The 23,497-nt window shown below is 34.4% G+C and carries 22 protein-coding genes, 1 pseudogene and 1 riboswitch; of the genes and pseudogenes, 9 read left to right on the top strand and 14 right to left on the bottom strand.

Going from position 1 to position 23,497, the window contains the following annotated elements; all coding sequences use genetic code 11:
• Together CD30_RS13735 and recX are read right to left on the bottom strand one after the other, a co-directional pair.
• A complete protein-coding gene (locus tag CD30_RS13735) occupies positions 1 to 327 on the bottom strand; it encodes a YfhH family protein (protein WP_036177989.1) in 327 nt (108 codons plus the stop codon).
• A gap of 1 nt (position 328) precedes the next feature.
• Entirely contained in the window at positions 329 to 1,129 is an 801-nt protein-coding gene (gene recX / locus CD30_RS13740) for a recombination regulator RecX (RefSeq protein ID WP_036177991.1), read from the bottom strand.
• 159 nt (positions 1,130 to 1,288) lie between these two features.
• Between recX and CD30_RS13745 the strand changes: the two genes are divergently transcribed.
• The gene (locus CD30_RS13745) at positions 1,289 to 2,089 is read left to right on the top strand and encodes a polysaccharide deacetylase family protein (protein ID WP_036177992.1); all 801 of its coding nucleotides are present in this window, start codon (positions 1,289 to 1,291) and stop codon (positions 2,087 to 2,089) included.
• Positions 2,090 to 2,145: 56 nt separating this feature from the next.
• Here CD30_RS13745 and ribH read toward each other — a convergent pair whose 3' ends face one another.
• The 3 genes and pseudogenes from ribH to ribE form a co-directional block, all read right to left on the bottom strand.
• A complete protein-coding gene (ribH, locus tag CD30_RS13750) occupies positions 2,146 to 2,616 on the bottom strand; it encodes a 6,7-dimethyl-8-ribityllumazine synthase (protein WP_036177994.1) in 471 nt (156 codons plus the stop codon).
• Positions 2,617 to 2,621: 5 nt separating this feature from the next.
• Positions 2,622 to 3,260: pseudogene (ribB, locus tag CD30_RS13755) on the bottom strand (3,4-dihydroxy-2-butanone-4-phosphate synthase); the annotation flags it as partial.
• 17 nt (positions 3,261 to 3,277) lie between these two features.
• Entirely contained in the window at positions 3,278 to 3,916 is a 639-nt protein-coding gene (gene ribE, locus CD30_RS13760; protein ID WP_036177996.1) for a riboflavin synthase, read from the bottom strand.
• A 236-nt stretch (positions 3,917 to 4,152) separates the two neighbouring features.
• Positions 4,153 to 4,285, bottom strand: a riboswitch (FMN riboswitch).
• 202 nt (positions 4,286 to 4,487) lie between these two features.
• Here ribE and rlmD point away from each other — a divergent pair.
• Both rlmD and CD30_RS13770 read left to right on the top strand, forming a co-directional pair.
• Complete coding sequence (rlmD, locus tag CD30_RS13765; protein WP_036178031.1) at positions 4,488 to 5,849, top strand: 23S rRNA (uracil(1939)-C(5))-methyltransferase RlmD; 1,362 nt, start codon at positions 4,488 to 4,490, stop codon at positions 5,847 to 5,849.
• Positions 5,850 to 6,545: 696 nt separating this feature from the next.
• Positions 6,546 to 7,802: an L-lactate MFS transporter gene (locus CD30_RS13770; protein ID WP_036177998.1), complete on the top strand. Its 1,257-nt coding sequence runs from the start codon at positions 6,546 to 6,548 to the stop codon at positions 7,800 to 7,802.
• A 64-nt stretch (positions 7,803 to 7,866) separates the two neighbouring features.
• Here the strand turns inward: CD30_RS13770 and CD30_RS13775 are convergent, their stop codons facing one another.
• Positions 7,867 to 8,967 (bottom strand): DUF1648 domain-containing protein, encoded by a 1,101-nt coding sequence (locus CD30_RS13775; protein ID WP_036178000.1) that lies wholly within the window; start codon positions 8,965 to 8,967, stop codon positions 7,867 to 7,869.
• A 60-nt stretch (positions 8,968 to 9,027) separates the two neighbouring features.
• Positions 9,028 to 9,408 (bottom strand): GntR family transcriptional regulator, encoded by a 381-nt coding sequence (locus tag CD30_RS13780; protein WP_328286140.1) that lies wholly within the window; start codon positions 9,406 to 9,408, stop codon positions 9,028 to 9,030.
• A gap of 401 nt (positions 9,409 to 9,809) precedes the next feature.
• On the opposite strand from CD30_RS13780, the gene CD30_RS13785 reads away from it, so the two are divergent.
• The gene (locus tag CD30_RS13785) at positions 9,810 to 11,036 is read left to right on the top strand and encodes a saccharopine dehydrogenase family protein (protein ID WP_036178003.1); all 1,227 of its coding nucleotides are present in this window, start codon (positions 9,810 to 9,812) and stop codon (positions 11,034 to 11,036) included.
• Positions 11,037 to 12,176: a carboxynorspermidine decarboxylase gene (nspC, locus tag CD30_RS13790; RefSeq protein ID WP_036178005.1), complete on the top strand. Its 1,140-nt coding sequence runs from the start codon at positions 11,037 to 11,039 to the stop codon at positions 12,174 to 12,176.
• Between the two features lie 119 nt (positions 12,177 to 12,295).
• On the opposite strand, the gene CD30_RS13795 is transcribed toward nspC, so the two are convergent.
• Positions 12,296 to 13,483 (bottom strand): MFS transporter, encoded by a 1,188-nt coding sequence (locus CD30_RS13795; RefSeq protein ID WP_036178007.1) that lies wholly within the window; start codon positions 13,481 to 13,483, stop codon positions 12,296 to 12,298.
• 172 nt (positions 13,484 to 13,655) lie between these two features.
• Between CD30_RS13795 and CD30_RS13800 the strand changes: the two genes are divergently transcribed.
• The 3 genes from CD30_RS13800 (at position 13,656) to CD30_RS13810 (ending at position 17,755) form a co-directional block, all read left to right on the top strand.
• Entirely contained in the window at positions 13,656 to 13,850 is a 195-nt protein-coding gene (locus CD30_RS13800; protein WP_036178009.1) for an SE1561 family protein, read from the top strand.
• 175 nt (positions 13,851 to 14,025) lie between these two features.
• Positions 14,026 to 15,576 carry a fumarate hydratase gene (locus CD30_RS13805; protein ID WP_036178012.1) on the top strand — a complete coding sequence of 517 codons (1,551 nt, stop codon included), beginning with the start codon at positions 14,026 to 14,028 and terminating at the stop codon, positions 15,574 to 15,576.
• A 274-nt stretch (positions 15,577 to 15,850) separates the two neighbouring features.
• On the top strand, positions 15,851 to 17,755 hold the full coding sequence (locus tag CD30_RS13810) for a heavy metal translocating P-type ATPase (protein WP_036178014.1): 1,905 nt from the start codon (positions 15,851 to 15,853) through the stop codon (positions 17,753 to 17,755).
• Positions 17,756 to 17,794: 39 nt separating this feature from the next.
• On the opposite strand, the gene CD30_RS13815 is transcribed toward CD30_RS13810, so the two are convergent.
• Both CD30_RS13815 and CD30_RS13820 read right to left on the bottom strand, forming a co-directional pair.
• Positions 17,795 to 18,733, bottom strand: a complete 939-nt coding sequence (locus tag CD30_RS13815) for a YihY/virulence factor BrkB family protein (protein WP_036178016.1) — start codon at positions 18,731 to 18,733, stop codon at positions 17,795 to 17,797.
• Between the two features lie 34 nt (positions 18,734 to 18,767).
• Complete coding sequence (locus CD30_RS13820) at positions 18,768 to 19,091, bottom strand: YtxH domain-containing protein (RefSeq protein WP_036178018.1); 324 nt, start codon at positions 19,089 to 19,091, stop codon at positions 18,768 to 18,770.
• 189 nt (positions 19,092 to 19,280) lie between these two features.
• On the opposite strand from CD30_RS13820, the gene CD30_RS13825 reads away from it, so the two are divergent.
• Complete coding sequence (locus CD30_RS13825) at positions 19,281 to 19,502, top strand: DUF1128 domain-containing protein (protein ID WP_036178020.1); 222 nt, start codon at positions 19,281 to 19,283, stop codon at positions 19,500 to 19,502.
• Positions 19,503 to 19,618: 116 nt separating this feature from the next.
• Here CD30_RS13825 and CD30_RS13830 read toward each other — a convergent pair whose 3' ends face one another.
• From CD30_RS13830 to motA, 4 genes are all read right to left on the bottom strand, one after another.
• Complete coding sequence (locus tag CD30_RS13830; protein WP_036178022.1) at positions 19,619 to 20,536, bottom strand: pseudouridine-5'-phosphate glycosidase; 918 nt, start codon at positions 20,534 to 20,536, stop codon at positions 19,619 to 19,621.
• A complete protein-coding gene (locus tag CD30_RS13835; protein ID WP_036178024.1) occupies positions 20,536 to 21,624 on the bottom strand; it encodes a PfkB family carbohydrate kinase in 1,089 nt (362 codons plus the stop codon). Before CD30_RS13835 ends, CD30_RS13830 begins: the two co-directional genes overlap by 1 nt.
• A 104-nt stretch (positions 21,625 to 21,728) precedes the next feature.
• A complete protein-coding gene (gene motB, locus CD30_RS13840) occupies positions 21,729 to 22,493 on the bottom strand; it encodes a flagellar motor protein MotB (RefSeq protein ID WP_036178026.1) in 765 nt (254 codons plus the stop codon).
• Positions 22,477 to 23,280, bottom strand: coding sequence for a flagellar motor stator protein MotA (gene motA, locus CD30_RS13845; RefSeq protein ID WP_036178028.1), 804 nt, complete (start codon positions 23,278 to 23,280; stop codon positions 22,477 to 22,479). The genes motB and motA overlap by 17 nt, the downstream gene beginning before the upstream one ends.
• Between the last annotated feature and the right edge of the window lie 217 nt (positions 23,281 to 23,497).

Raw genomic sequence — 23,497 nt, forward strand, 5'->3', positions numbered from 1 at the left:
TTATTTCCCCACTTTCGTCGGTTGTAATAATGCAATCGGTAACGCTTCTTCAAATTGTTCTCCACCGAGTCGATATCCCCATGCAAAACGCCCTTTTAAATATTCCACCTTGAAGAATTCACCTGGCGCACCATCGATACGGTAAATTTCACCTTTTTCAATACTTTTTGGATCCATTAAATAACTAGCCGCCATTATTGCTTTTCTTTCATATACAGCAAATTCATTCACAATACCAAGCTGTTCGGCTTTTCTTGCTTTTTCCTTAAGCTTTGCAATTTCCTCTCTTAGCTCTTGCTCGGACATTTGTGCATAGCTTTTTTCCATTTTATTCGCTCTCCTTTTCTTCGATAAACCCTTCAATCACATCTATCGGAAAACCCTTTTGATATAAAGCTTGTTTTATTTTCATATGCAGTTCATTGCCAGTGAATTTTGCGGAATACTTTTTCCACAGCTTTTCACCTTGCTGCTCGATCATTTGTTGCCAATCTTCATCTTCTCGCTGCAAGTCAATTTGGTCAAGTATTTGATTTATTATATCGAAGGAATACCCTTTTCGCATTAACAGCTCTTGTATTTTTTGCTTTACTTGAGAAGGCGTTTTTTTTGCATTGGATTTAACTGCTTTTCGAGCCAAATCCTTTGCAATTTCCAATTGTTCTTCGTATGTAAATGTATTTAACACTTTTTCTTGCGTTTTTTTATCTATACCTTTTTTTATTAAATCCTGCTTTATTGCCTTAGGACCTTTTTTTGCGGTTTTCTTTTTCGTCTCAAGCAGTGCTTTTGAATAGGTTTCATCATTAAGAAATCCGAGTTTTTCTAACTTTCGTATCGCTTCAATAGTTACTGCTTCTCCAAAACCAATATCAAGCAATTTCTTTTTCACTTCAAATTCACTTCGCATTTGAAAACTTAGAAAATTAAGTGCTCGATTAAAGGCTTTAGCAATTTCATCCTCATATGTAATTTCATCAATTTCAAATTGGTCGAGTACTTTTCCTTTTGTTAAGCCAAACTTTATAAGTGTCGACTCATCAACTGCAAAGGCATATTGATCATTCAAATAAATATTATATCGTTCAGGATTATTTTTTTGACGTGCTATTTTTGATATGGCTTGCATCAGACTCGCTCCTTCTAATGCTAGTATACATTGTTTTTTAAGTTGTTTCATTTGGGAAACATTTTCATATTTTTTATATTTCAATAATGTTTCTTATTCAATTTGCATAATGAAAGCCTATTAGCACATTCTAAATTAGACAAAGGAGGCTTTACTTTCATGTGGAAACATCACATTTTAGGTAGTATGTTAGTCGCCATTGTAGTTGCTTTGGCTTTTACATTCGCTCCATCAAATACTGCATACGCGAAAACTTATAATTGGGGATTCACTAAATCAAAAGAAGGAAAACCAGCAGATGCGGGCCATGAATTAGAGGCAGTTTTAAAGGAATATGACGCCATTTATAAAGGAAGACCCGATGAAAAAGTTATCTACTTAACCTTTGATAACGGTTTTGAAAACGGGCATACAGAAAGTATATTAAATACTTTAAGAGAAGAAAATGTAAAAGCGACATTTTTCTTAACGGGGCATTATTTAAAAAGTGCAACGGACCTTGTTAAACGGATGATTGATGAAGGACATACGATTGGAAATCATTCTTATGGTCATCCGAATATGGCCAACTTGCCAGAGGAGAAAATGATTGATGAATGGAAGAAGTTTGATAAATTACTAAATGAACTTACAGGTGTAGAACGTACTTATTTTGTTCGTCCTCCTGAAGGGGTATTTAGCGAAAAAGTATTAGAGATAGGAAATCGTCATGGATATCGACATATTTTCTGGTCTATTGCATTTGTAGACTGGGATAAAAATTCTCAAAAAGGTTGGGAATATGCTTACGATGAACTAATGAAGCAATTACATCCTGGCGGAATAATTCTAATGCATACAGTAGCAAAACATAATGCGGATGCAATGCCAAAATTCATCCAAGAAGCCAAAAAACAAGGCTACCGATTTGGTACACTTGATGAGTTAGTAACTGACTTCACCTTAGAAAGAAAAAATTAATCTAATTTAAAACATTTAAAGGGATCTTCAAAAAATCTGAAGATCCCTTTATATATTTATTTTTTAAACATTTGATTTAGATTAGCCATTTCGATAGCAGAAACGGCTGAATCATATCCTTTATTTCCTGCCTTCGTACCAGCTCGTTCAATTGCTTGTTCAATATTTTCAGTTGTTACAATACCAAAAATGACTGGAACATTTGTATCTAACGAAACCTTTGCGATTCCTTTTGCGGACTCGCTACAAACGTAATCATAGTGTGAAGTTGCACCTCGTATAACAGTTCCTAAGCCAATAACAGCGTCATATTGATTGGTTTCAACCATTTGCTTTGAAATGAATGGTACTTCAAATGCCCCTGGCACCCATGCAATATCAATATTATCTTCATGTACACCATGTCTTTTAAGTCCATCTAAAGCGCCGTCTAATAATTTGCTTGTAATAAACTCATTAAACCTACCTACTACAACTCCAATTTTTAAATCTGTACCAATTAATTGTGCTTCAAATACTTTTCCCATTTTTATTCAATCTCCTTTTGTACTAATTCAGCTAAAGAGCTTTCATTTTTAATTCGGTATTGAACTAAATCCTCTATTGAGATAAGTTTCAATCCGTGTTGTTTAGCAAATAGTATTAAATCATCTAAACGTAACATGTTCCCATCATCACCCATAATTTCACAAATAACTCCGGCTGGAAAACTATCGCATGCTCTTGCTAAATCTACCGCAGCTTCAGTATGTCCCCTACGTTCTAGAACACCATTATTCTTCGCAACTAATGGGAATACATGACCAGGTCTTCTAAAATGTTCTTTTTGAGCATCTTGTTTAATCATAGATACAATGGTATGCGAACGTTCATAAGCACTAATACCAGTTGTCGTATCGACATGATCCACACTAACGGTAAAAGCCGTTTGATGATTGTCAGTATTTTTCTTTACCATTGGATTCAGTTGCAAATTTTCTGCGAGTTCCTCTGTAATCGGCATACAAATTAATCCTCTACCGTATTTAGCCATAAAATTAATATTTTCAGGTGTTGCATACTCTGCCAATACTAAAAAATCTCCTTCATTTTCACGATTCTCATCATCAACAACAATAATGGCCTTACCTTTTTTCAAATCTTCGATTGCTTCTTCAATTGTATTTAACAAAATGAAATCACCCATTCTCAAAATCCATTTTTTCTTAAAAAATCGATTGTGATATTTGATTTTTTATCTATATTTCCTAAATGATGTAATACATACTTCCCTAATAGATCCGTCTCAATATTTACTTGATCCCCGACTTTTTTTATTCCCAATACCGTTTCCTTAAACGTGTGAGGAATTAACGAAATGGTAAGGCTTTTTTCGGACACTTTAAAAAGCGTTAAACTAGTTCCATCGACTGTGATAGAACCTTTAGGAATGCAGTTCTCAGTAAGTTCTTTTGGAGCTTCGATTTCAATATATACTGCATTGGCAACAGGTTTAATACTCCTTATAATTCCAACACCGTCAACATGGCCCGCAACAATATGACCACCAAATCTACCGTTTGCAAGCATGGCTCTTTCCAAATTCACATAGTCACCAATTTTCAGTTTGTGAATGTTTGTTGCTTTAACTGTTTCTGGCATAACATCGACTGTCATTTCATTTTTAGTGAAATTTGTAATTGTTAAACAAACGCCATTTACAGAAACACTATCACCTAAATTGGCATCAGATAAAATTTTGCTGCACTGCAATGATAGTTCCATACTTACATCATCTTTCTTTAATGCAGTTACTCTTCCTAACTCTTCAATAATTCCTGTAAACATAAATCACCTCCATGTATTTTTCGCAACAAAAATCCCCCTTCAAACTGATAGTTAAAGGGGGTGGGAGATTTTTGAAAATAGGTAGCACAAATAAGCCTTCTTGATGAATAACATCAAAAGGAAGATTATGCCATATAAAAATCCCGCTTACCTAAAAGAAGCGGGATTAGATTTGTAATGTAAAAAAGTCAATAAGAAACTAGTCCATTAAATATAAATTTAATGGATTTTACATTTACATCCTTCTCCCATCCAGACTTTAACTGTCGGCTTTGGATTCGCACCAAATCCTGCTCGTATTTGAGCTCACGGGCTTAGAATTACTTCATCACCGTCGATTGGGAATTTCACCCGACCCCGAAGGACTTCTAGCAAAAGAAAGGAAAACCTACCTTGCTAGACATTATTAAATTAATTACCATATTATCACTATTTCGCAGTAATAGCCATTAATTAAAATGATTAATAACCCTTTCCACTTACTTCACTTGCTTTCATAATACTCTTCGTTATAATGATAAGATGAGTAAAATAAAGGACGTGAACGCTTTTGAGCGATAATAAAGTATTGATGGAAGTTGGTCAAAAATTTCCGTTAACAATAAAACGACTTGGCATTAATGGAGAAGGTGTCGGTTTCTATAAACGAAATGTAGTATTTGTGAAGGGTGCATTACCTGGTGAAGAAGTGACGGTAAAGGTATCCAAAGTGCAACGTAATTTCGCAGAGGCTGACTTATTGAATGTTCGAAAGGAGTCTGAATATCGACAAGAACCAAGCTGTCCAGTTTATGCAGAATGTGGTGGTTGTCAGCTTCAGCATTTAACCTACGGGGGACAATTAAAAGAAAAACGTGACATGGTTTTGCAATCACTTGAAAAATATGTTAAACCAATCGCAGCTACATTAGAAGTGAGACCTACTATCGGAATGGACAATCCTTGGCATTATCGTAATAAAAGTTCCTTCCAGGTTCGAAAAGAAGGAAAGCGCGTTTATGCTGGCCTATTCTCAGAAGGCACAAATAAACTGTTAAACATTAATGATTGTGCAGTACAACATCCATTAACTTCAAAAATTACAGTGGGTACACGAAAAATTTTACAAAAACTAAATATCTCTATATACGATGGAAAATCATTAAACGGGCTTGTTCGTACAATCGTTGTTCGTACCGCCATTGAAACAGGTGAAACACAAGTTTGTTTAGTAACAACTAGAAAAGAGCTTCCACATAAAGAAGAATTAATCGAACGTATGTTAAAAATAGATCCAAGTATAGTATCAATTACACAAAATGTTAATCGTGAAAAGACTTCTCTTATTTTCGGAGATGAAACAATTGTATTATATGGAAAAGAAACGATTCATGAAAAATTAGGTGAGTTAGCATTTGACCTATCATCAAGAGCTTTCTTTCAATTAAATCCTGAACAAACCGTCCATTTATATGATGAAATTAAAAGAGCAGCTATGTTAACAGGAAGAGAGACCGTAGTAGATGCTTATTGTGGTGTTGGTACAATTGGGTTATGGCTTGCGCGTGATGCCAAGGAAGTTCGTGGAATGGATGTAGTCCCAGAAAGTATTGTAGATGCAAAGAAAAATGCGAGAAATCATGGCTTTAAACATGTTCGTTACTATACTGGTACTGCTGAAGAATGGCTAGAAAAATGGCGACGAGAAGGGTTTATCCCTGACGTCATTACGGTAGATCCTCCGCGCACTGGACTTGCACTAAGCTTCATCAAAACTGTTTTGAAAATTAAACCTAAACGTTTTGTGTATACTTCATGTAACCCATCTACTTTTGCAAAGGACTTGGCTGATCTTACTAAGGTCTATAATGTAGAATATATCCAGCCAGTTGATATGTTCCCACAAACAGCAAGGGTAGAAATCGTTGCGAAAATGACTTTAAAAACTAAATAAATTTAACCAGTCGTAAGGATAACTGTACCACCATTTAGCAAAACAATTGGTGGTGCAGTTTTTCTATGGATAAATATAGTTCAGAAGAAATATAAAATGGTGTTATTAAGTACATAAATGAAAATGAAAGTTTATTCCGTTAATTTATGTAACATCTTTCTTTATAATTGACTCTTTAGTTAAATACTTCGAAAATAAATAAATTGGAACTACACGAAATTCCCTAAAATCGAACGGGAGTTCAAATTACCCTTTATTGACATTACTTTTGTTCACACTCATTTTTTCAAAATTCAATATCACGAATATTTATTCACGACTTTTTATAAGCAATAAAATAATATTCATTCCTACTTCCCCCTAACTTAAAATATATTAATATAAAATATTCTCTTTCAAAACATTATATTTTACTTCAAACAAAAATTTTCTTACCACCCCTTCATCTAACCTGTTTTACTTCTAATCGATACATTAAAAACCCTTTATTCATAAGGTTATCACCACTTCGCATACCCCCTGTTATAAAACAGGAAACAACAATAATTTCTCTTTTAAAATGCAAAAATTCTATTTAAAGAAAATATTTTTTTAAAAATTCTTATTGCAATATTATTTTGTTTAATGGTATCTTTTTATCTAAGAATTATTCGCGAAAATTCATAGACTAGAAAAATAGGGGTTGAAAGAGAAATTATGAATAAAAATAGATGGTTAATTGCGCTTTCAGCTATTGCTATACATTTATCAATAGGCGGTGCATATGCATACAGCGTATATAAAAATCCGATAACTGACGAAATGGGTTGGAGTACCACTAACGTAACGATCGCATTTACGATTATGATGGGACTAGCTGGATTCGCAGCAGCATTGTTTGGTAGTTTAGTAGAAAAAATGGGTCCAAGAAAATCAGCAATCGTTGCAGCTGTTTTATTCGGAGTTGGACAAGCAGGTGCAGGGATTGCAATCTTATCAGACTCTGTTGTTCTTTATTGGTTAACTTATGGCGTATTAAGTGGGTTAGGTATGGGGATTGGTTATATAGCACCAGTTTCAACATTAGTAAAATGGTTCCCAGATCGACGCGGTTTAGCAACTGGGATGGCCGTTCTTGGCTTCGGTTCTGGCGCATTAATTACAGCTCCTGTTGCTACATATTTAATGGAAGCTGTTGGCATTTCAAATACTTACTACATTCTTGGAATTAGTTACTTTATTTTAATGTTACTAGGTGCTCTTTACATTGCTCCACCTACTGAGAATGTTTCTGTTGATAAATATGCAACAAGCCCAGGTGCAAAACCGATTGCCCAATTATCAGCTAGAGAAGCTGTTAAGACAAAACATTTCTGGATGCTTTGGTCAATGCACTTAGTAAACGTAACAGCTGGGATCATGATGATTTCAGTCGCATCTCCAATGGCTCAAGAGATCGTTGGATTATCTGTTGCTGGAGCTGCTGCAATGGTTGGTTTAATGGGCTTATTTAATGGAGGAGGACGTCTATTATGGGCTGCCGCTTCTGATTATATAGGACGTCATAATGTCTTTGTCATTTTCTTTATCATTCAATTAATTACATTCGTTACATTACCATTTACAACAAACGTAATTATATTCCAATTATTCATATTCCTTGTAGTTAGCTGTTATGGCGGTGGATTCTCAAATTTACCTGCCTTTGCAAGTGACTTATTCGGTACAAAACAACTTGGAGTTATTCATGGTTATTTACTAACAACTTGGTCATTAGGTGGAATATTTGGTCCAATTATTGTAACGTCCATTCGTAATTCAACAAATAGTTACATTCCTGTGTTTTATTTATTCTCATTCTTAATCGGCATTTCACTATGTATTTCATTGTGGATACGTTATGATTTGAAAAAATTGAAGAAACAACAAAAAGAAGATTCAGTTCAAGTTGGCGATGTTTCAACAATTTCATAAATAAAAAAACTGCCACGATTTTAATAATCGTAGGCAGTTTTTTTAAGGATTAATTCCCCCGTTTTTAGTTCATAAAGAACGTTGCAAATAAAATGATGACAATCGGTAAAATGATAATAAGATATCCTAAAGGATTTGCAAAATTAATCGTCCATCCTACACCAAATCTTTTTTCAACAAAGATAGATGGATCATTTTTATTGAAGTACCATAAGCCACCCTTCCAATATTGATCATCATCTATATCCGTAATATTTCCTTCTATCACTGTACTTTCTTCCTTATCTAATCGACCAACCTTCAATGCGAAAATGATTGTTCCTATTAAAATAATGGCTAATGCTCCAAACGGAAGTATCAGTTTTAATAATGACCCTTCAAATAAGTTTGGGTGAATGGTTGTTAATTGGAAGAAGCTCATCATGATTGTAATAACTAAAAGCACTATAAATAGTAACCAACTAGAATATTTACGCATTCCTAATTGTCTTCTTTTAGATGCTATTGCATTTGTTGCACTTAATTTTATGCCTGAATTTTTCGTTGCAATATGAATTCCTGTAAACATCATTTGCATGATTAATAAAAATAAAGATGATTGAATTGCAGAAAAAGGTGTCTTTTCAGTAAAAGCATCAGGCTCACCATTTGGTCCCCAATGTGTAGGGATTTCATTTGGCAGTAAATCATAATTCATAAATGTATAAATAATGAGTCCAATCGTAACAATCATCGGTAGTGTATAAACATACCATGGAAGCATCTCATCTTGATTACGAATGTTCAAATCTGTAACCGTTACTTGCTTTAAATTCTCTGTCCATTTTTCTGCTTGCTTTAATTGCTTCGTCTTACCATGAAAATAAAAGTACAATGAAATACTAAAGATTATTATCGCAAATTGAATACTTGCTCCAACTATTACGATTTGTTCATCTGATAATTGATTTATTAAAGCCCAAGCAGCATAGAGCACTAATGAAATAGCAGAAACAGTGAAAGTCGCAATTGCATATTGCTTTTTAAATTGTGCAAGCTTTGGTTCCTCAATATTCTGCTCTGGTATCGAAACGCCAAACACAACTGTTTTTTTGACTAAGAAAGGTATGAGCGTCTGAACAATGACCAAAGATAAAATGATTACAAAAAATATAAGTAATGCCATTGATTTTTCCTCCTCTATATTTTCTTAACTAAGCCTGTTTGCTTAGTTTTTTAACTTGAATTATTTATTTTTAAAATCCTCAATAATAGTTTTCACCATCATTTGTATTTTCTCCTCATCAATTCCAAATACTAATGCTTCAGCGATTTGTGGTTTAATGTCTTCCATAATTCTTTGATAAATTGCTTCATCAAATTTGTCATGTGTTGCTATTACTGCTCCTGATTTTGGGACGATTCGTATTACTCCTTTTTTCTCAAGTTCGTGATAGCTCTTGTTCACTGTGTGCATATTAACACCTAAATCTGCTGCAAAGGATCTAACAGAAGGAAGAGAATCACCTGGTAAAATTTCCCTTCTAACGATCCCTTGAATAATTTGATTTGTTAATTGTGTATAAATAGGAACTTCCGATTCTGGTTCTATACAGATCATCAACATTTCACCCCCAATTGCTGAATACCTTGCCTTTTTTTGAATTTAAGTAAAAAGCGGATAGTTTCGTCTATTTGAACATGCAGTATTTTTCTTATTAGATACCGTCTGTTCTATTATTTATAGAACAAATCTGTTCTATACACAGTATAACAAATCTGTTCTATTTATTCTAGAACAATTTTTGTTTATTGCATTCTGAAATATTTTCATACTTTTTGTTTACTCTAATATAGGAAAAGAAAATGTTTATAATGGTTTTCGTTAAATTTTTCTATTTTCATCAAATATTTTGTAGAAAAGTAATTGCTACGAAAAAAATAATTCTGTATAATCTGTTTTATTGTGCAGATTGTGGTTAATCTCACAGAAACTATTAACTTTTCTCTTAAGGAGGTAATAAGGAATTGGGTAAAGCATTGATTATTGGAGCTGGCGGTGTAGCTAGTGTTGTGGTACACAAATGTGTACAAAATTCAGAAGTGTTCGAGGAGATCATGATCGCTAGTCGAACAAAGTCAAAATGTGACGCTTTAAAGGAAAAATTAGACGGCGGTAAAACGATTATCCACACTGCTCAAGTGGATGCGGATAATGTGGACGAACTTATTGAATTAATCAATGGATTTAAACCAGATGTGGTAATTAATGTAGCTTTACCATATCAAGATTTAACAATTATGGATGCATGTTTAGCTACAGGTGTGCATTACGTTGATACAGCAAACTACGAGCCACCTGAAACAGCTAAATTCGAATATAAATGGCAATGGGCTTATAAAGAAAAATTCGAAAAAGCAGGTCTGACTGCACTACTTGGTAGCGGATTTGACCCAGGTGTAACGGGTGTATTCTCAGCTTACGCATTGAAACATTACTTCGATGAAATTCATTACATCGATATTTTAGATGCAAATGCTGGTGATCACGGTTATCCTTTCGCAACAAACTTCAACCCTGAAATCAACATTCGTGAAATTACAGCAAATGGTCGTTACTGGAAAGAAGGTAAATGGGTAGAAACAGAACCTTTAGAATTTAAAGAAGTTTATAACTTCCCTGAAATTGGACCTAAAGATATGTACCTTCTATATCATGAAGAATTGGAATCTTTAGCAAAAAACATTAAAGGGATTAAACAAATTCGTTTCTGGATGACTTTCTCACAAAAATATATTACACACTTAAACGTACTTGAAAACGTTGGTATGACTTCAATCGAACCAATTGAATTTGAGGGCAAAATGATCCAACCACTTCAATTCCTAAAGGCAGTTTTACCAGACCCGGCTTCACTAGGACCACGTACTAAAGGTAAAACAAACATTGGTTGTATTTTCCGTGGTGTTAAAGATGGTGAAGAAAAAACTTACTACGTTTACAATGTATGTGATCATGAAGAATGTTACCGTGAAGTTGGATCACAAGCAATTTCTTATACAACAGGTGTACCAGCTATGATTGGTGCAATGCTAGTAATGAACGGAACTTGGCAAAAACCTGGAGTTTACAATGTAGAGGAATTTGATCCAGATCCATTCATGGAAGCATTAAATAAATGGGGTCTTCCATGGCAAGAAAGCTTCAACCCTGATCTTCTAGACCTTGAATTAGACAAAGAAGAGGTAAAATAAATGAAGGCAATAGATTGGAAAGCTGTACCGTCTCCAAGCTATATTGTGGACGAGCGTTTACTTCGACGTAACTTAGAAATTTTAAAATCTGTACAAGATCGTACAGGTTGCGATATATTGCTAGCACTAAAAGGATTTTCAATGTTTTCGACATTCCCAATGGTGCGCGAGTATTTAAAAGGAATTACATCTAGCTCTTTATTTGAAGCTCGTCTTGGTTACGAGGAGTTCGGTAAAGAAGTTCATGCCTATGCACCTGCATATGCTGAGCATGAAATTGACGAGTATTTAAAATATGTTGATCATATTGTGTTCAACTCCTTTGACCAATTAAATAAGTACAAAGAAAAAGTACAAAGCTTAGATAAGCACGTTTCAATTGGATTACGTGTAAACCCTGGTTACTCAGAGGTTGAAACAGAACTTTATGATCCATGTGCATTAAATTCTCGTTTAGGAATTCCATTCGAACAATTCCGTCCAGATGAATTAGATGGCGTTGAGGGAATCCATTTCCATGCAATGTGTGAACAAAACTCAGATGTGCTTGAACGTATTATTCCTCATTTCGAAGAAAAATACGGACCTTATTTACATCAAATGAAATGGGTAAACTTTGGTGGTGGTCACCATATTACTCGCCCTGATTATGATGTAGATAAATTAGTGAATATTATTAACTATATTAAAAAGAAATATGATGTACATGTTATTTTAGAGCCAGGAGAAGCAATTGCTTTAAACACTGGATACTTAGTGACAACTGTTCTTGATGTTGTAAAAAACGGAATGGAAATTGCCATTTTAGATACTTCTGCAACATGCCATATGCCAGATGTATTAGAAATGCCTTACCGTCCACAAATTATCGGTGCAAGTACACCAAATGACAAAGCCCATACGTATCGTTTAGGTGGGATGACTTGTTTAGCTGGAGACGTTATCGGTGACTATTCATTTGATACACCTTTAAAAGCTGGGGATAAAATTGTCTTTACAGATATGGCACACTACACAATGGTAAAAAACCATATGTTCAACGGTGTCAACCTACCAAGCATCTGCTTATATAACGAAGAAGAAGGCGTTAAGGTAGTCCGTCAATTCGGCTATGAAGATTACAGAAATAGACTCTCTTAATTCAATCAACTTTGCGTGAGGACAATTCTTCCCGCAAAGTTTTTTATTTTTCATTCGATATTTAAGAAACCTTTTACATTTATAATGATTATTGCTCTTTAATAAAAAAGGTAGGGAGATTACTCTTCCCTACCGACTAATTTTAAAGGTGTAAATCCTTTTCCAAATAATAAAACAATAATAAATACAGCATATAGAATTGTTGCAATAAATAATAGGAAGCTAATGGAATCAACCAATTGTAAAAATAGTCCACCAACAAATGGTCCCATCAAGCTACCTAGACTAAAGAAAATTCCACAAAGTAAATTTCCTGTTGGTAATAATTCCTTTGGCGTTAACTCTGCCATATAAGTAATGCCTAATGAAAAAGTAGAACCTAAAGACATACCACAAATAAAAAATACAACACCAATTAATATTTCTGAGAACTCTAAAAAGCTTCCGATACCAAAACAAGCCGAACCGATAAATAATGCATATAATAATAATTTTCTTCTACCAATCGTATCTCCCAATACGCCTAATGGAATTTGTGTAATAATACCACCTATAGAAAAGGCAGATATAATTATAGACACCATCGAAACATCATATTCCATTCTTAATGCATAAATTGGGAACAATGCGTTAAGGGATGTTTCTAATACTCCATAAACAAGAGGAGGTAAAAAGGCAATCCACGCATATTTAAATGATAATTTATATCTAGTAATACTATTTGCCTCTTTTGCATCTCCTTGAAGAACATCTGGATGTTCATTACGGATAAAAAATATTAATGACCAAGCAATTAAGCAAAAAATAGAAGAAATTATAAATGGAAATGCTTCAGATACATTCACTAAAGGAACCATTAACGGACCAACCGCAAAACCAACACCAAAGGATAATCCATATATGGACATACTCTTCCCTAAGCTGCCATGAGGTGTTGAGCTTGTTAGCCAGGTTTGTGTTGAAAAGTGAAGACAATGATCACCAATACCAATTAATAACCTTAAAACAAACCAAAATAACACGTGTTTCCATAATGGAAACAGCAATAAAGAGACAAAAACTAACGCACCGCCGAATATAATAATTGGTTTATAACCAAATTTTCTTAAAGGCTGTTCGATAAAAGGAGATATTAATAATGTCCCAATATATAAGCCTGTTGCATTAAGACCATTTAAAGTCGAAGATACTCCATCCGTTTCAAAAATGATGGATATAAGCGGTAACAACATTCCTTGAGAAAAACCTGAAATTGATACAATTGCTATCAATATCCAAAATCTCACTTTTTCGTATCTCTCTATCATACTGTGAGTCCTCCGAGACAACCACTTTATTTTTACGTAAATATGTTAACATAATCCAATTCATTTTCCTTCAAATAATTTTACAAATATATTCTTTTTTCTAAATGAATACTCTTTCATACTCTTGGAACATGCTATAATTGTCATTGTAAAACTTACAAGAGGTGAAATCATGTCAAACCCCATTACAGATAAAGACCAACAGTTAAACTATTTAAAAGAAAGACTTCAAATTTTTGTGGAAGTTTTAGATGCAATTGATCCTGAAACTACAAGTGTTGAAGACATTGACCGACTAATTCAAATCATCGATGACGTAGAAGAAAAGATGGACCAATTCAATCATCGTGATAAATTAGTTGATTAATTAACTTTTTAATATATCTAAAAGATAATTAGAGGCCTATTCAAATATTTTTTTGAACGGGCCTCTTATGTTTATTTACCTCCAAACTTAATCTACTACTCTTTTTTTCGTAGTTTCAAAAAGGTATAATGTTCTTGGAAATTAATTTTTAAATTTTTTGGGGGGTATATATTCAATGTCACAAGTGGCAACATCTTATTTACAAGCTCTTGAGAAGAGTATTTACGATTTAGTAAGTGAAACATCTACAAACTTACCTACTGATGTACGTCGTGCTATTAAAAAGGCGAAAGAAGCTGAAAATGCTGGCACTCGTGCTGCAATGAGTTTAGACACTATTACAAATAATATTGTGATGGCTGAAGACAACGTATCTCCAATTTGCCAAGATACAGGCCTTCCTACTTTTAAAGTAAAAACTCCTGTTGGCGTTAATCAATTAGAAATTAAAGCAGCAATTAAAAATGCAATTGTACAAGCTACTAAAGACGCTAAATTACGTCCTAACTCAGTTGACTCATTAACTGGTAAAAACAGTGGGGATAACCTTGGTGAAGGCGTGCCTGTTGTTAAATTTGAACAATGGGAAAAAGACTATATTGAAATGAAACTAATTCTTAAAGGTGGCGGTTGTGAAAACAAAAATATTCAATACAGCCTACCTTGTGAATTAGAAGGTCTTGGTCGTGCAGGTCGTGATCTTGATGGAATTCGAAAATGTATTCTTCACTCAGTATGGCAATCACAAGGACAAGGATGTTCAGCAGGCTTTATCGGTGTTGGTATCGGTGGTGATCGTTCTTCAGGTTATGACCTTGCGAAGGAACAATTATTCCGTCATGTTGATGATGTAAATCCAAACCCTGATTTAGCAAAATTAGAAGAATATATTGTTGAAAAAGCGAATACTTTTGGCATTGGTACAATGGGCTTCGGTGGAGAAGCAACTTTACTTGGTTGTAAAATTGGTGTAATGCACCGTATCCCAGCTTCATTCTATGTATCTGTTGCTTACAACTGTTGGGCATATCGTCGTATGGCAGTAAATATCGACCCTGCAACTGGTGAAATTACGAAATGGCATTATCAAGAAGGCGAGAGAGTCACATTTAAAGACGAGCCAAAAACAGAAGTAAAATCAGATAGTAAAGTAGTAGAATTACGCGCACCTATTACTGAAGAGCAAATCCGTGAACTTAAAGTTGGTGACGTAGTTAAAATTAGCGGTCGCATGTACACTGGTCGTGACGCAATCCACCACCATTTAATGAGTCACGATGCTCCAGTTGATTTAAATGGACATATTATTTACCATTGTGGTCCTGTTATGGCAAAAGACGAGAATGACAACTGGACAGTAAAAGCAGCTGGACCAACTACGTCTATCCGTGAGGAGCCATATCAAGGGGACATTATGAAAAAATTCGGTATCCGTGCTGTAATCGGAAAAGGCGGTATGGGACCAAAAACCCTTGCCGCTCTTAAAGAACATGGTGGCGTTTACTTAAATGCGATCGGTGGAGCTGCACAATACTATGCTGATTGTATTAAATCAGTCGATGGTGTTGATTTACAGGAATTCGGAATTCCTGAAGCTATGTGGCATTTAACAGTAGAAGACTTCACAGCAGTAGTTACAATGGATTCTCACGGTAACTCTTTACACGCGGATGTTGAAAAATCTTCTTTAGAAAAATTAGCTCAATACGCTGAACGAGTATTTTAATTTAAAAGTTAGTTTTGATAGTGACTCAAATGATTGTTAAGCAATCATTTGAGTCTTTTTTATTTTTTCAATTAAAGAGTCATTAGTCTTACATTTCTCCTTTTAATTGCATTTCTAAAAATATAAATCAATCACGTTTACAAATAAGGTGCCCTATATTATAATAATTATAAATTAGTAATTAATTTTATTTATAACATAGAACAAATGAGAATCATTATTAGTTAAATAGTAGTTATATGAAAGTGATTTTCATTATCAAAAGGAGAATATCATGGATATTTCTAATCGAGAAAATGATAATCTAATTGAGAATTTAAAAATTCATAGTGAACTAATTGCTGCCCTTCTTTCAGGGGTTATTATACTTTTTGCTTGGCGTATGGAAGCTGGAGGTTTAACTACCGCTGCGGTACTTGCTTATTTGACCGCTTTTATCATTGGTGGATATGCCAAAGCAAGAGAAGGTATTGAGGATACCATTCAACATAAAAGTCTAAATGTTGAATTGTTAATGGTATTAGCTGCAATTGGTTCCGCTATTATCGGTTATTGGACAGAAGGGGCTATCCTTATTTTCATTTTCGCTGTAAGTGGCGCCCTTGAAACCTACGCGATGAATAAAAGTAAAAGAGAAATTTCTGCATTAATGAAATTACAGCCAGAGGAAGCATGGCTTGTTCGTGGTTCATTTGAGCCTATGAAGGTACCTGTCTCATCTTTATCTGTTGGCGATCATTTACTTATTAAGCCTGGTGAGCGAATACCAGCTGATGGTCAGATTATAAAGGGCACTTCTTCAATTGATGAATCTGCAATTAGTGGCGAATCCATGCCTGTAACAAAAGGAATTGGTGATCATGTCTTTGCAGGTACTGTAAATTTAAACGGAACCATCACCATTAATATGGAAAAACCTAATTCAGAAACACTGTTTCAAAAAATCATTACACTAGTTCAATCAGCGCAAAGCGAAAAATCTCCTTCTCAGCAATTTATCGAACGTTTTGAAGGTAATTACGTTAAATTTGTTTTAATTGCCGTTGGACTAATGATGTTCATGCCACACTTTTTATTAGGTTGGGATTGGAATACAACATTTTACCGTGCTATGGTACTGTTAGTTGTCGCTTCTCCATGTGCCCTTGTAGCATCAATTATGCCAGCTACACTTGCTGCCATCTCTAACGGTGCAAAAAACGGCATTCTATTAAAAGGCGGCATTCATCTAGAACATTTAAGTGTTATCAAGTTATTAGCTATTGATAAAACTGGCACTTTAACTGTTGGCTCACCAGTGGTTACTGATGTTATTGCAAGAGAAGACTTGTCAGAACAAGAAGCACTTTCTGTTCTTGCATCTATTGAAGCTCAATCGAATCATCCATTAGCACAGTCTATTACAAAGTATGCTAATGAACGAAACATTCAAACTAATCAAGGCATTGATATTGAAGATGTACCTGGATGGGGAATAAAAGCAAAGATAAACAATAAATCCTATGTCGTTGGAAAACCGGATTTTGTTGGAAGTGAAGCTGCAAAAGAGTTTAGTAATCAAGCACTTTCAACATTAGCTGAAGAAGGTAAAACTGTCATATTTATGAAAGATGACAAAGGCATAGCTTTACTTGTTGCACTGAAGGATACCGTTCGAGATGAAGCAAAGATAGCTATTAAACAGTTAAAAGAACTTGGTATTACAGTTGCAATGCTTACAGGAGATAACGAGAAGACCGCAAAAACAATTGCAGCTGAAGCGGGTGTTACGGAGTATATTGCTAACTGTTTACCTGAAACAAAAGTGGACCATGTTAAAAAATATTTAAATGATTATAAATATGTTGGTATGGTTGGTGATGGTATTAATGATGCTCCAGCACTTGCTACTGCAACAGTCGGTATTGCGATGGGCGGCGGGACTGATGTCGCTTTAGAAACTTCCGACATGGTGTTAATAAAAAATGATTTATCGAAAATTGCTTATGCAGTTCGATTATCCAGAAAAATGCAAAGAATTGTAAAACAAAACATCATTTTTTCAATTTCCGTCATTGCCTTATTAATCATTTCTAACTTTTTACAGGCTGTTGACTTACCATTTGGTGTAATTGGACATGAAGGAAGTACCATCTTAGTAATTTTAAATGGATTACGTTTATTGAATAGAAATCTTTAGAAATAAAAAGCTTTCGCCCAAATTAGGAGCGAAAGCTTTTTAATTTTTAAGTTGTTTCTTCTTCTCTATTTTTGCTAACCTTCTTCTCTGTATCGTTGCATTGATTAATCCACCGTAAATTAAAATCATACCTGTAAAGTAAAGCCACAGCATTAATACAATGACGCTTGCAATACTTCCATACGTAGAGAAAATATTTCCGAAGTTATTAATGTAAAACGTAAAAGCATAAATTAAAACAACCCAAGCTACTGTAGAAAAAATTGTTCCAGGAATGACACTTCTTAATTTTAACCTTGGATCAGTGTTTGGCACTACCCAATAAAGAAGTGTTAAAACAATGAAAATCAATAGAGGTGGTAATCCCCATTGTACATATTGCCAAATTGAAATAAAGGATTGTTCAAAACCAAAGTAACCAAATAAGGTATATCCGTATCGCAATCCAAAAATCGGTAGCATCAATACGATTAAAATAATCACAACAAGGGCAATCGTAAATACAACTGACCACGCTCGAACGACTAAGCCATGCTTTGGCTTTGTATTGTAAGCTTCATTCAATGCCTTAATAAGCGCGTCTACACCTCTTGAAGCAGACCATATTGTTCCGATAATACTTAATGATAGAATACCTCCATTGTTTTGACTCGTTAAGATTTCAACAAGCGTTCCTTGCGTTAACAAGAAAACCTCTGTCGGAACCATCGACTCCATAAAATCAAATACATGTTGTTGATTAAGATTAAGAAACGGTAGCAAAGCAACTAAAAAAATTAATAGCGGGAAAAATGATAGTAAAAAGAAGTAGGCAAGCTGTGCACCAAGTCCCGAAACATCAACAGCGTACATTCGAAGGATTAAATCCTGAACCATCCCTTTAAATGTTAAAATATTTACTTTAGATTCATCAGGAAATATGATGGATTGGATAAAATTCGGACTTTTGTTTTCAGCTTGTTTCTTATCTTTACTCAAAACTAAGCCCACTTCCTTTCACTAAAGTACTTTATTAGTTAATCGGTTTTGTAAATGTTGTTTTTGTTTCATCCATGATATCTTGTACTGCCACTGGAATTTCTCTCACTTCATCTAACTTATCTTTTATAAAGGATACATTGTCTTGCGTTGTTTCATATAGTTTTTGTACTTGGGCTATTTTTTCCTCAATCATTTGTTGTAGTTGATCACGATGCGTCACATAATATTGTACAGTATCCTTTGCTTTCTTCATGTTGTTTACAGTATGTTCTCGTGTTTTGCGGTCAAACATACTTACAGCTGCTCCTACGAGTGCACCAATTACCATCGATTTTAATAGCTTACTTTCGCTCATTATATTACCTCCTAAATAAATTAAGATTGTCACTGTTATTGGTTGTTATTGTTTACATTACCATTTTAAATAAAATTCCTTTGTTTTTAAAGTAAGTGGTCAATGTCTTTGTTTTTTTACGATTTCGGTTGACATCTTTTGGATCAAATGAAATGATTATTGAGTAAACATTGAAAGGCGGATTAATAAATGGATTTATCTAACCCATCAAAAGAAAATGTTGTTTATATTGTTGATTCAATTAAAGAAAAGCTTAGAATGGTTAATGTAGATGCAATGAAATCAGAAAATTTTAATGATGAACATTATGACGACTTACTATATCTTTACAACATGGTTATGAAACGTGAGACATTTAGTCCAAGTGAAATGCAAGCAATCGTTACTGAACTAGGTTCCTTGAGACGATAATTTATTTGTTCACGTAAATAAAAAGAAGTTCTTTTATAGGTTACAATACTTTTTCGGTAATAGCTTTTGCCAACATCAAGTATTTTACACCCTAATAGAACTTCTTTTTTATTTACCTATTTTTTAGTTTTCTCAAGTGCAACAGCAATTTGTGTTCCTATTTTTGCATTATGTTTAACTAATGCAATATTTGCTGTTAAAGATTTTCCTTCTGTTAAGTCTTTTACTTTACCAAGTAAAAATGGTGTTACATCTTTTCCTTTAACTCCTAGTTCCTCAGCTTCTTTTAATGCTTTTTCAATAATTCCATTAATAAATGAAGCTTCCATTGCTTCTTCTTTTGGAATAGGATTTGCTACAACTGCTCCGCCTTGTAACCCTAAATCCCACTTTGCACGCATCATTTCGGCCACTTCCAGAGGCGAGTCCACTCGGAAGTTAACATTGAATTCACTTTCTCTTGTATAGAAAGCAGGTAAAGTGTCCGTTTCATATCCGATTACAGGAACACCCTTTGTTTCTAAATATTCTAGAGTTAAGCCTAAATCTAAAATTGATTTTGCACCCGCGCATACAACTGCCACATTCGTTTGTGCAAGCTCTTCTAAATCTGCTGAAATATCCATTGTTTCTTCGGCTCCACGGTGCACACCACCAATCCCACCTGTTACAAACAATTCAATTCCCGCTAGCTCTGCAGCAATCATCGTTGCCGCTACAGTTGTTGCACCAAGTTTTTTTGATGCAATTAAATAACCAAGGTCTCTTCTTGATGCCTTCGCAACATCTTTTGCGTTTCCGAACATTTCTAGTTCTTCATCAGTTAGACCAATTTTAATCTTACCATCAATAATTGCAATTGTAGCTGGAACCGCTCCATTTGCACGAACGATATCTTCTACTTCTCTTGCCGTTTGAACATTTTGCGGATAAGGCATCCCATGAGAAATAATCGTTGATTCTAATGCGACAATTGGGTAACCTTTTTCTTTTGCATCTAATACTTCTTGTGAATAGGATAAATATTTTTCCATTATAAATTCCTCCAATTATATAATTCTTCAGCTGATAAATCATTTCGCACTGTTTTATCAGATTCTAATGTTTTGGATGCATTATATAAGCCCAGTTGGACTGCATCTTCAAAGGAATCACCATTTAAGACTCCATGTAATGTCGCGCCTACAAATGCATCACCAGCACCAGTTACATCAACTACATCATTTACTTTCACTGCTTCGAGATGCTTTCTTCCCGAATAATTGCCGATATAAACTCCCTTATCTCCCATTGTTAACACGACATTTTCAGCACCTAGCTCTAGTAACTGTTTTACAGCAACTTCACAATCAATCAGACTTTCAATTCTTCCATTTAAATACATTTCCACTTCTTCTAAATTACAGATAAAGTACGTAACACCTTTTAAATCTGACGGCATATTTTTCATTTTTGGCGATGATACTGGAACGATAGCAAATGGTACATTGCGTACTTCAGCAATATTCTTCAAATATTCAACCGTCTCCTTTGGACAATTTAAATCCACGACGATACATTTAGAATTTATTAAAGTTGACTCATGTTTTTCTAATACAGCTGGTATCAATGAATCGTAGATCGCCATGTTGGCTAACCCTAGTATTAATTCACCGTCATTACTTAGTATTGCAGTATAGGATCCCGTCGTTTCATTTTCTCGTTTTTCTACTAAGTCGAAGTTAATGTAAGTACTACTTTCTTGCTCGATTTGATAGGCGTCTTGGTCATTTCCCATTATTGTAATTAACTTTACAGAGTTGCCTAATCTACCTAGGTTCTCAGCAATATTTCTTGCTACGCCTCCTACACTACTATGGGAAGAGGCGATATTTGAGGTACCGTAGCGAACTTCATTATTTAAGTGGAATTTTCTATCTACATTTGCTCCACCTATAACGACTATGGCATCCTTTTTAGGTAAAATATATGCTCGTCCAACTATTTCACCTTTTTTCATTAAACCGGAAATAATATTTGCTAATGCCGGACGAGAGATGTTTAACTGAGTTGCCATTTCCTGCTGTGACAAGTACGGATTCGCTTTTATCATATCAATTACTTGTTTTTCCTTATCATTCAATGCGCTCACCTCGATTATAAACATTTGTTTATAATTATAAACAAATGTTTATAATAAATCAATAAAAAAGACAAAATCCCCTATTTAGAGATTTTGTCTTTTCATTATTCTACTTTGTTTTTTGTTCCATCTTCATTTACTAATTGTTGAATCAATACTTCTACACGTCTATTTTGAGCACGACCTTCTGCAGTATCATTTGAGGCAATTGGATTAAATTCCCCATATCCTTTCGCACTAAAGTACTTTGGATCAAGCTCAGGATTTTTTTCCACTATAATTTTCAATAAATTTACTGCACGCATAACTGATAGATCCCAATTCGATCTAAATTCAGGACTATTTTGAGGAACATTATCCGTATGACCTGTCACCACTATATAACGCGGAGGGTCCATACTTAATAACTTTGATAATTCTGTTGCCACTTGTAAATACTCTGATTTTACATCCGCTTTCCCTGGATCAAATAACATACTGTCACGAATGGTGATCAGTAATCCTTCGTCAGTCATGGAAGTAGCAAAAGTTTTTTCAAGCTCATTTACAGCAATAAAATTATTAACATTGCTTTGAATTTCTTTTAAAGCTTCTTGATCCTGTAAATAAGCTTTTTGCTCTTCAGTTAGTTGATTGATGAGTTCCGCTTGTTCAATAACCGCATTTTCATCCATAAACCCTGTTCCACCATCAAAAATTTGGGAAAATACTTGGGACATTTCCTTCATCTTTTCTTGGTCAACTGTACTCATAGCAAAAAGAACGATAAATAACGCCAATAATAATGTTAATATATCCGCATAAGGTACGAGCCATGACTCTGGTATATGCTCTTCATGCTTCTTATGACGCTTAGACTTCTTTGCCAAGGCCGCTCGCCCCGCTTTCACCCGTAATTTTCAAACGTTCTTCCCTTGTTAAATAGGATGCTAATTTTTGTTCAATCACACGAGGTGCTTCACCTTCAAGAACAGATAACACGCCTTCAATCATCATTCTTTTTTGGCGTACTTCTTCAGCTGATTTTCGCTTTAGTTTGTTTGCAAATGGATGCCATAAAACATAACCAGTAAAAATCCCTAATAATGTTGCAATAAATGCAGCAGAAATTGCATGACCTAGTTTGTCTATGTCACTCATATCTTTTAAAGCAGCAATTAAACCTATTACTGCACCAAGTACCCCTAAAGTTGGAGCATATGTACCAGCTTGAGTGAAGATGGCAGAACCACTAGCATGACGTTCCTCCATAGCTTCCACTTCTTCAGTTAATACATCTCTTATGTAATCTGCGTTTTGACCATCAATCGCTAACGTTAATCCATTTTTTAGGAATGGGTCTTCGATTTCAGCCGCTTTACTTTCAAGTGCTAGTAAACCTTCACGACGAGCTAAATCTGCCCAACCAGAAAACATTTTAATAATTTCTAAATCACTAGTAAGCTTTTTTTCTTTAAATAATATTGCAAATAACTTTGGAACTCGTTTTAACTCTTTCATAGGAAAAGCAATTGTTACTGCTGCTACAGTACCTAAAATGATTATAAATATTGCAGCAGGGTTTAATAATGCATCGGGTGTTACACCTTTAAATATCATTCCGACGATTAAAGCAACAGCTGCAAGTATAATTCCTATTAATGAAGAAATATCCATCTGACTACCTCCAATTACTCGTTATAGTTTATTTCGACATGATTTGATTTTTTTTTATAATTTATTGAAAAGTATAAATGTTAATCTATTATTTTTCGACTTAATAATACAAATAATAGTAACTATTTTTTAAATTGTGACTGAAAAATGGAATGTTTCATTAATTTTGAGAGTATAAAATATTTTGTGTAAATGAAAATTTCCATGTAAAAAGGAA

The sequence above is a fragment of the Ureibacillus massiliensis 4400831 = CIP 108448 = CCUG 49529 genome (assembly GCF_000772965.1).
GTDB lineage: Bacteria > Bacillota > Bacilli > Bacillales_A > Planococcaceae > Ureibacillus > Ureibacillus massiliensis.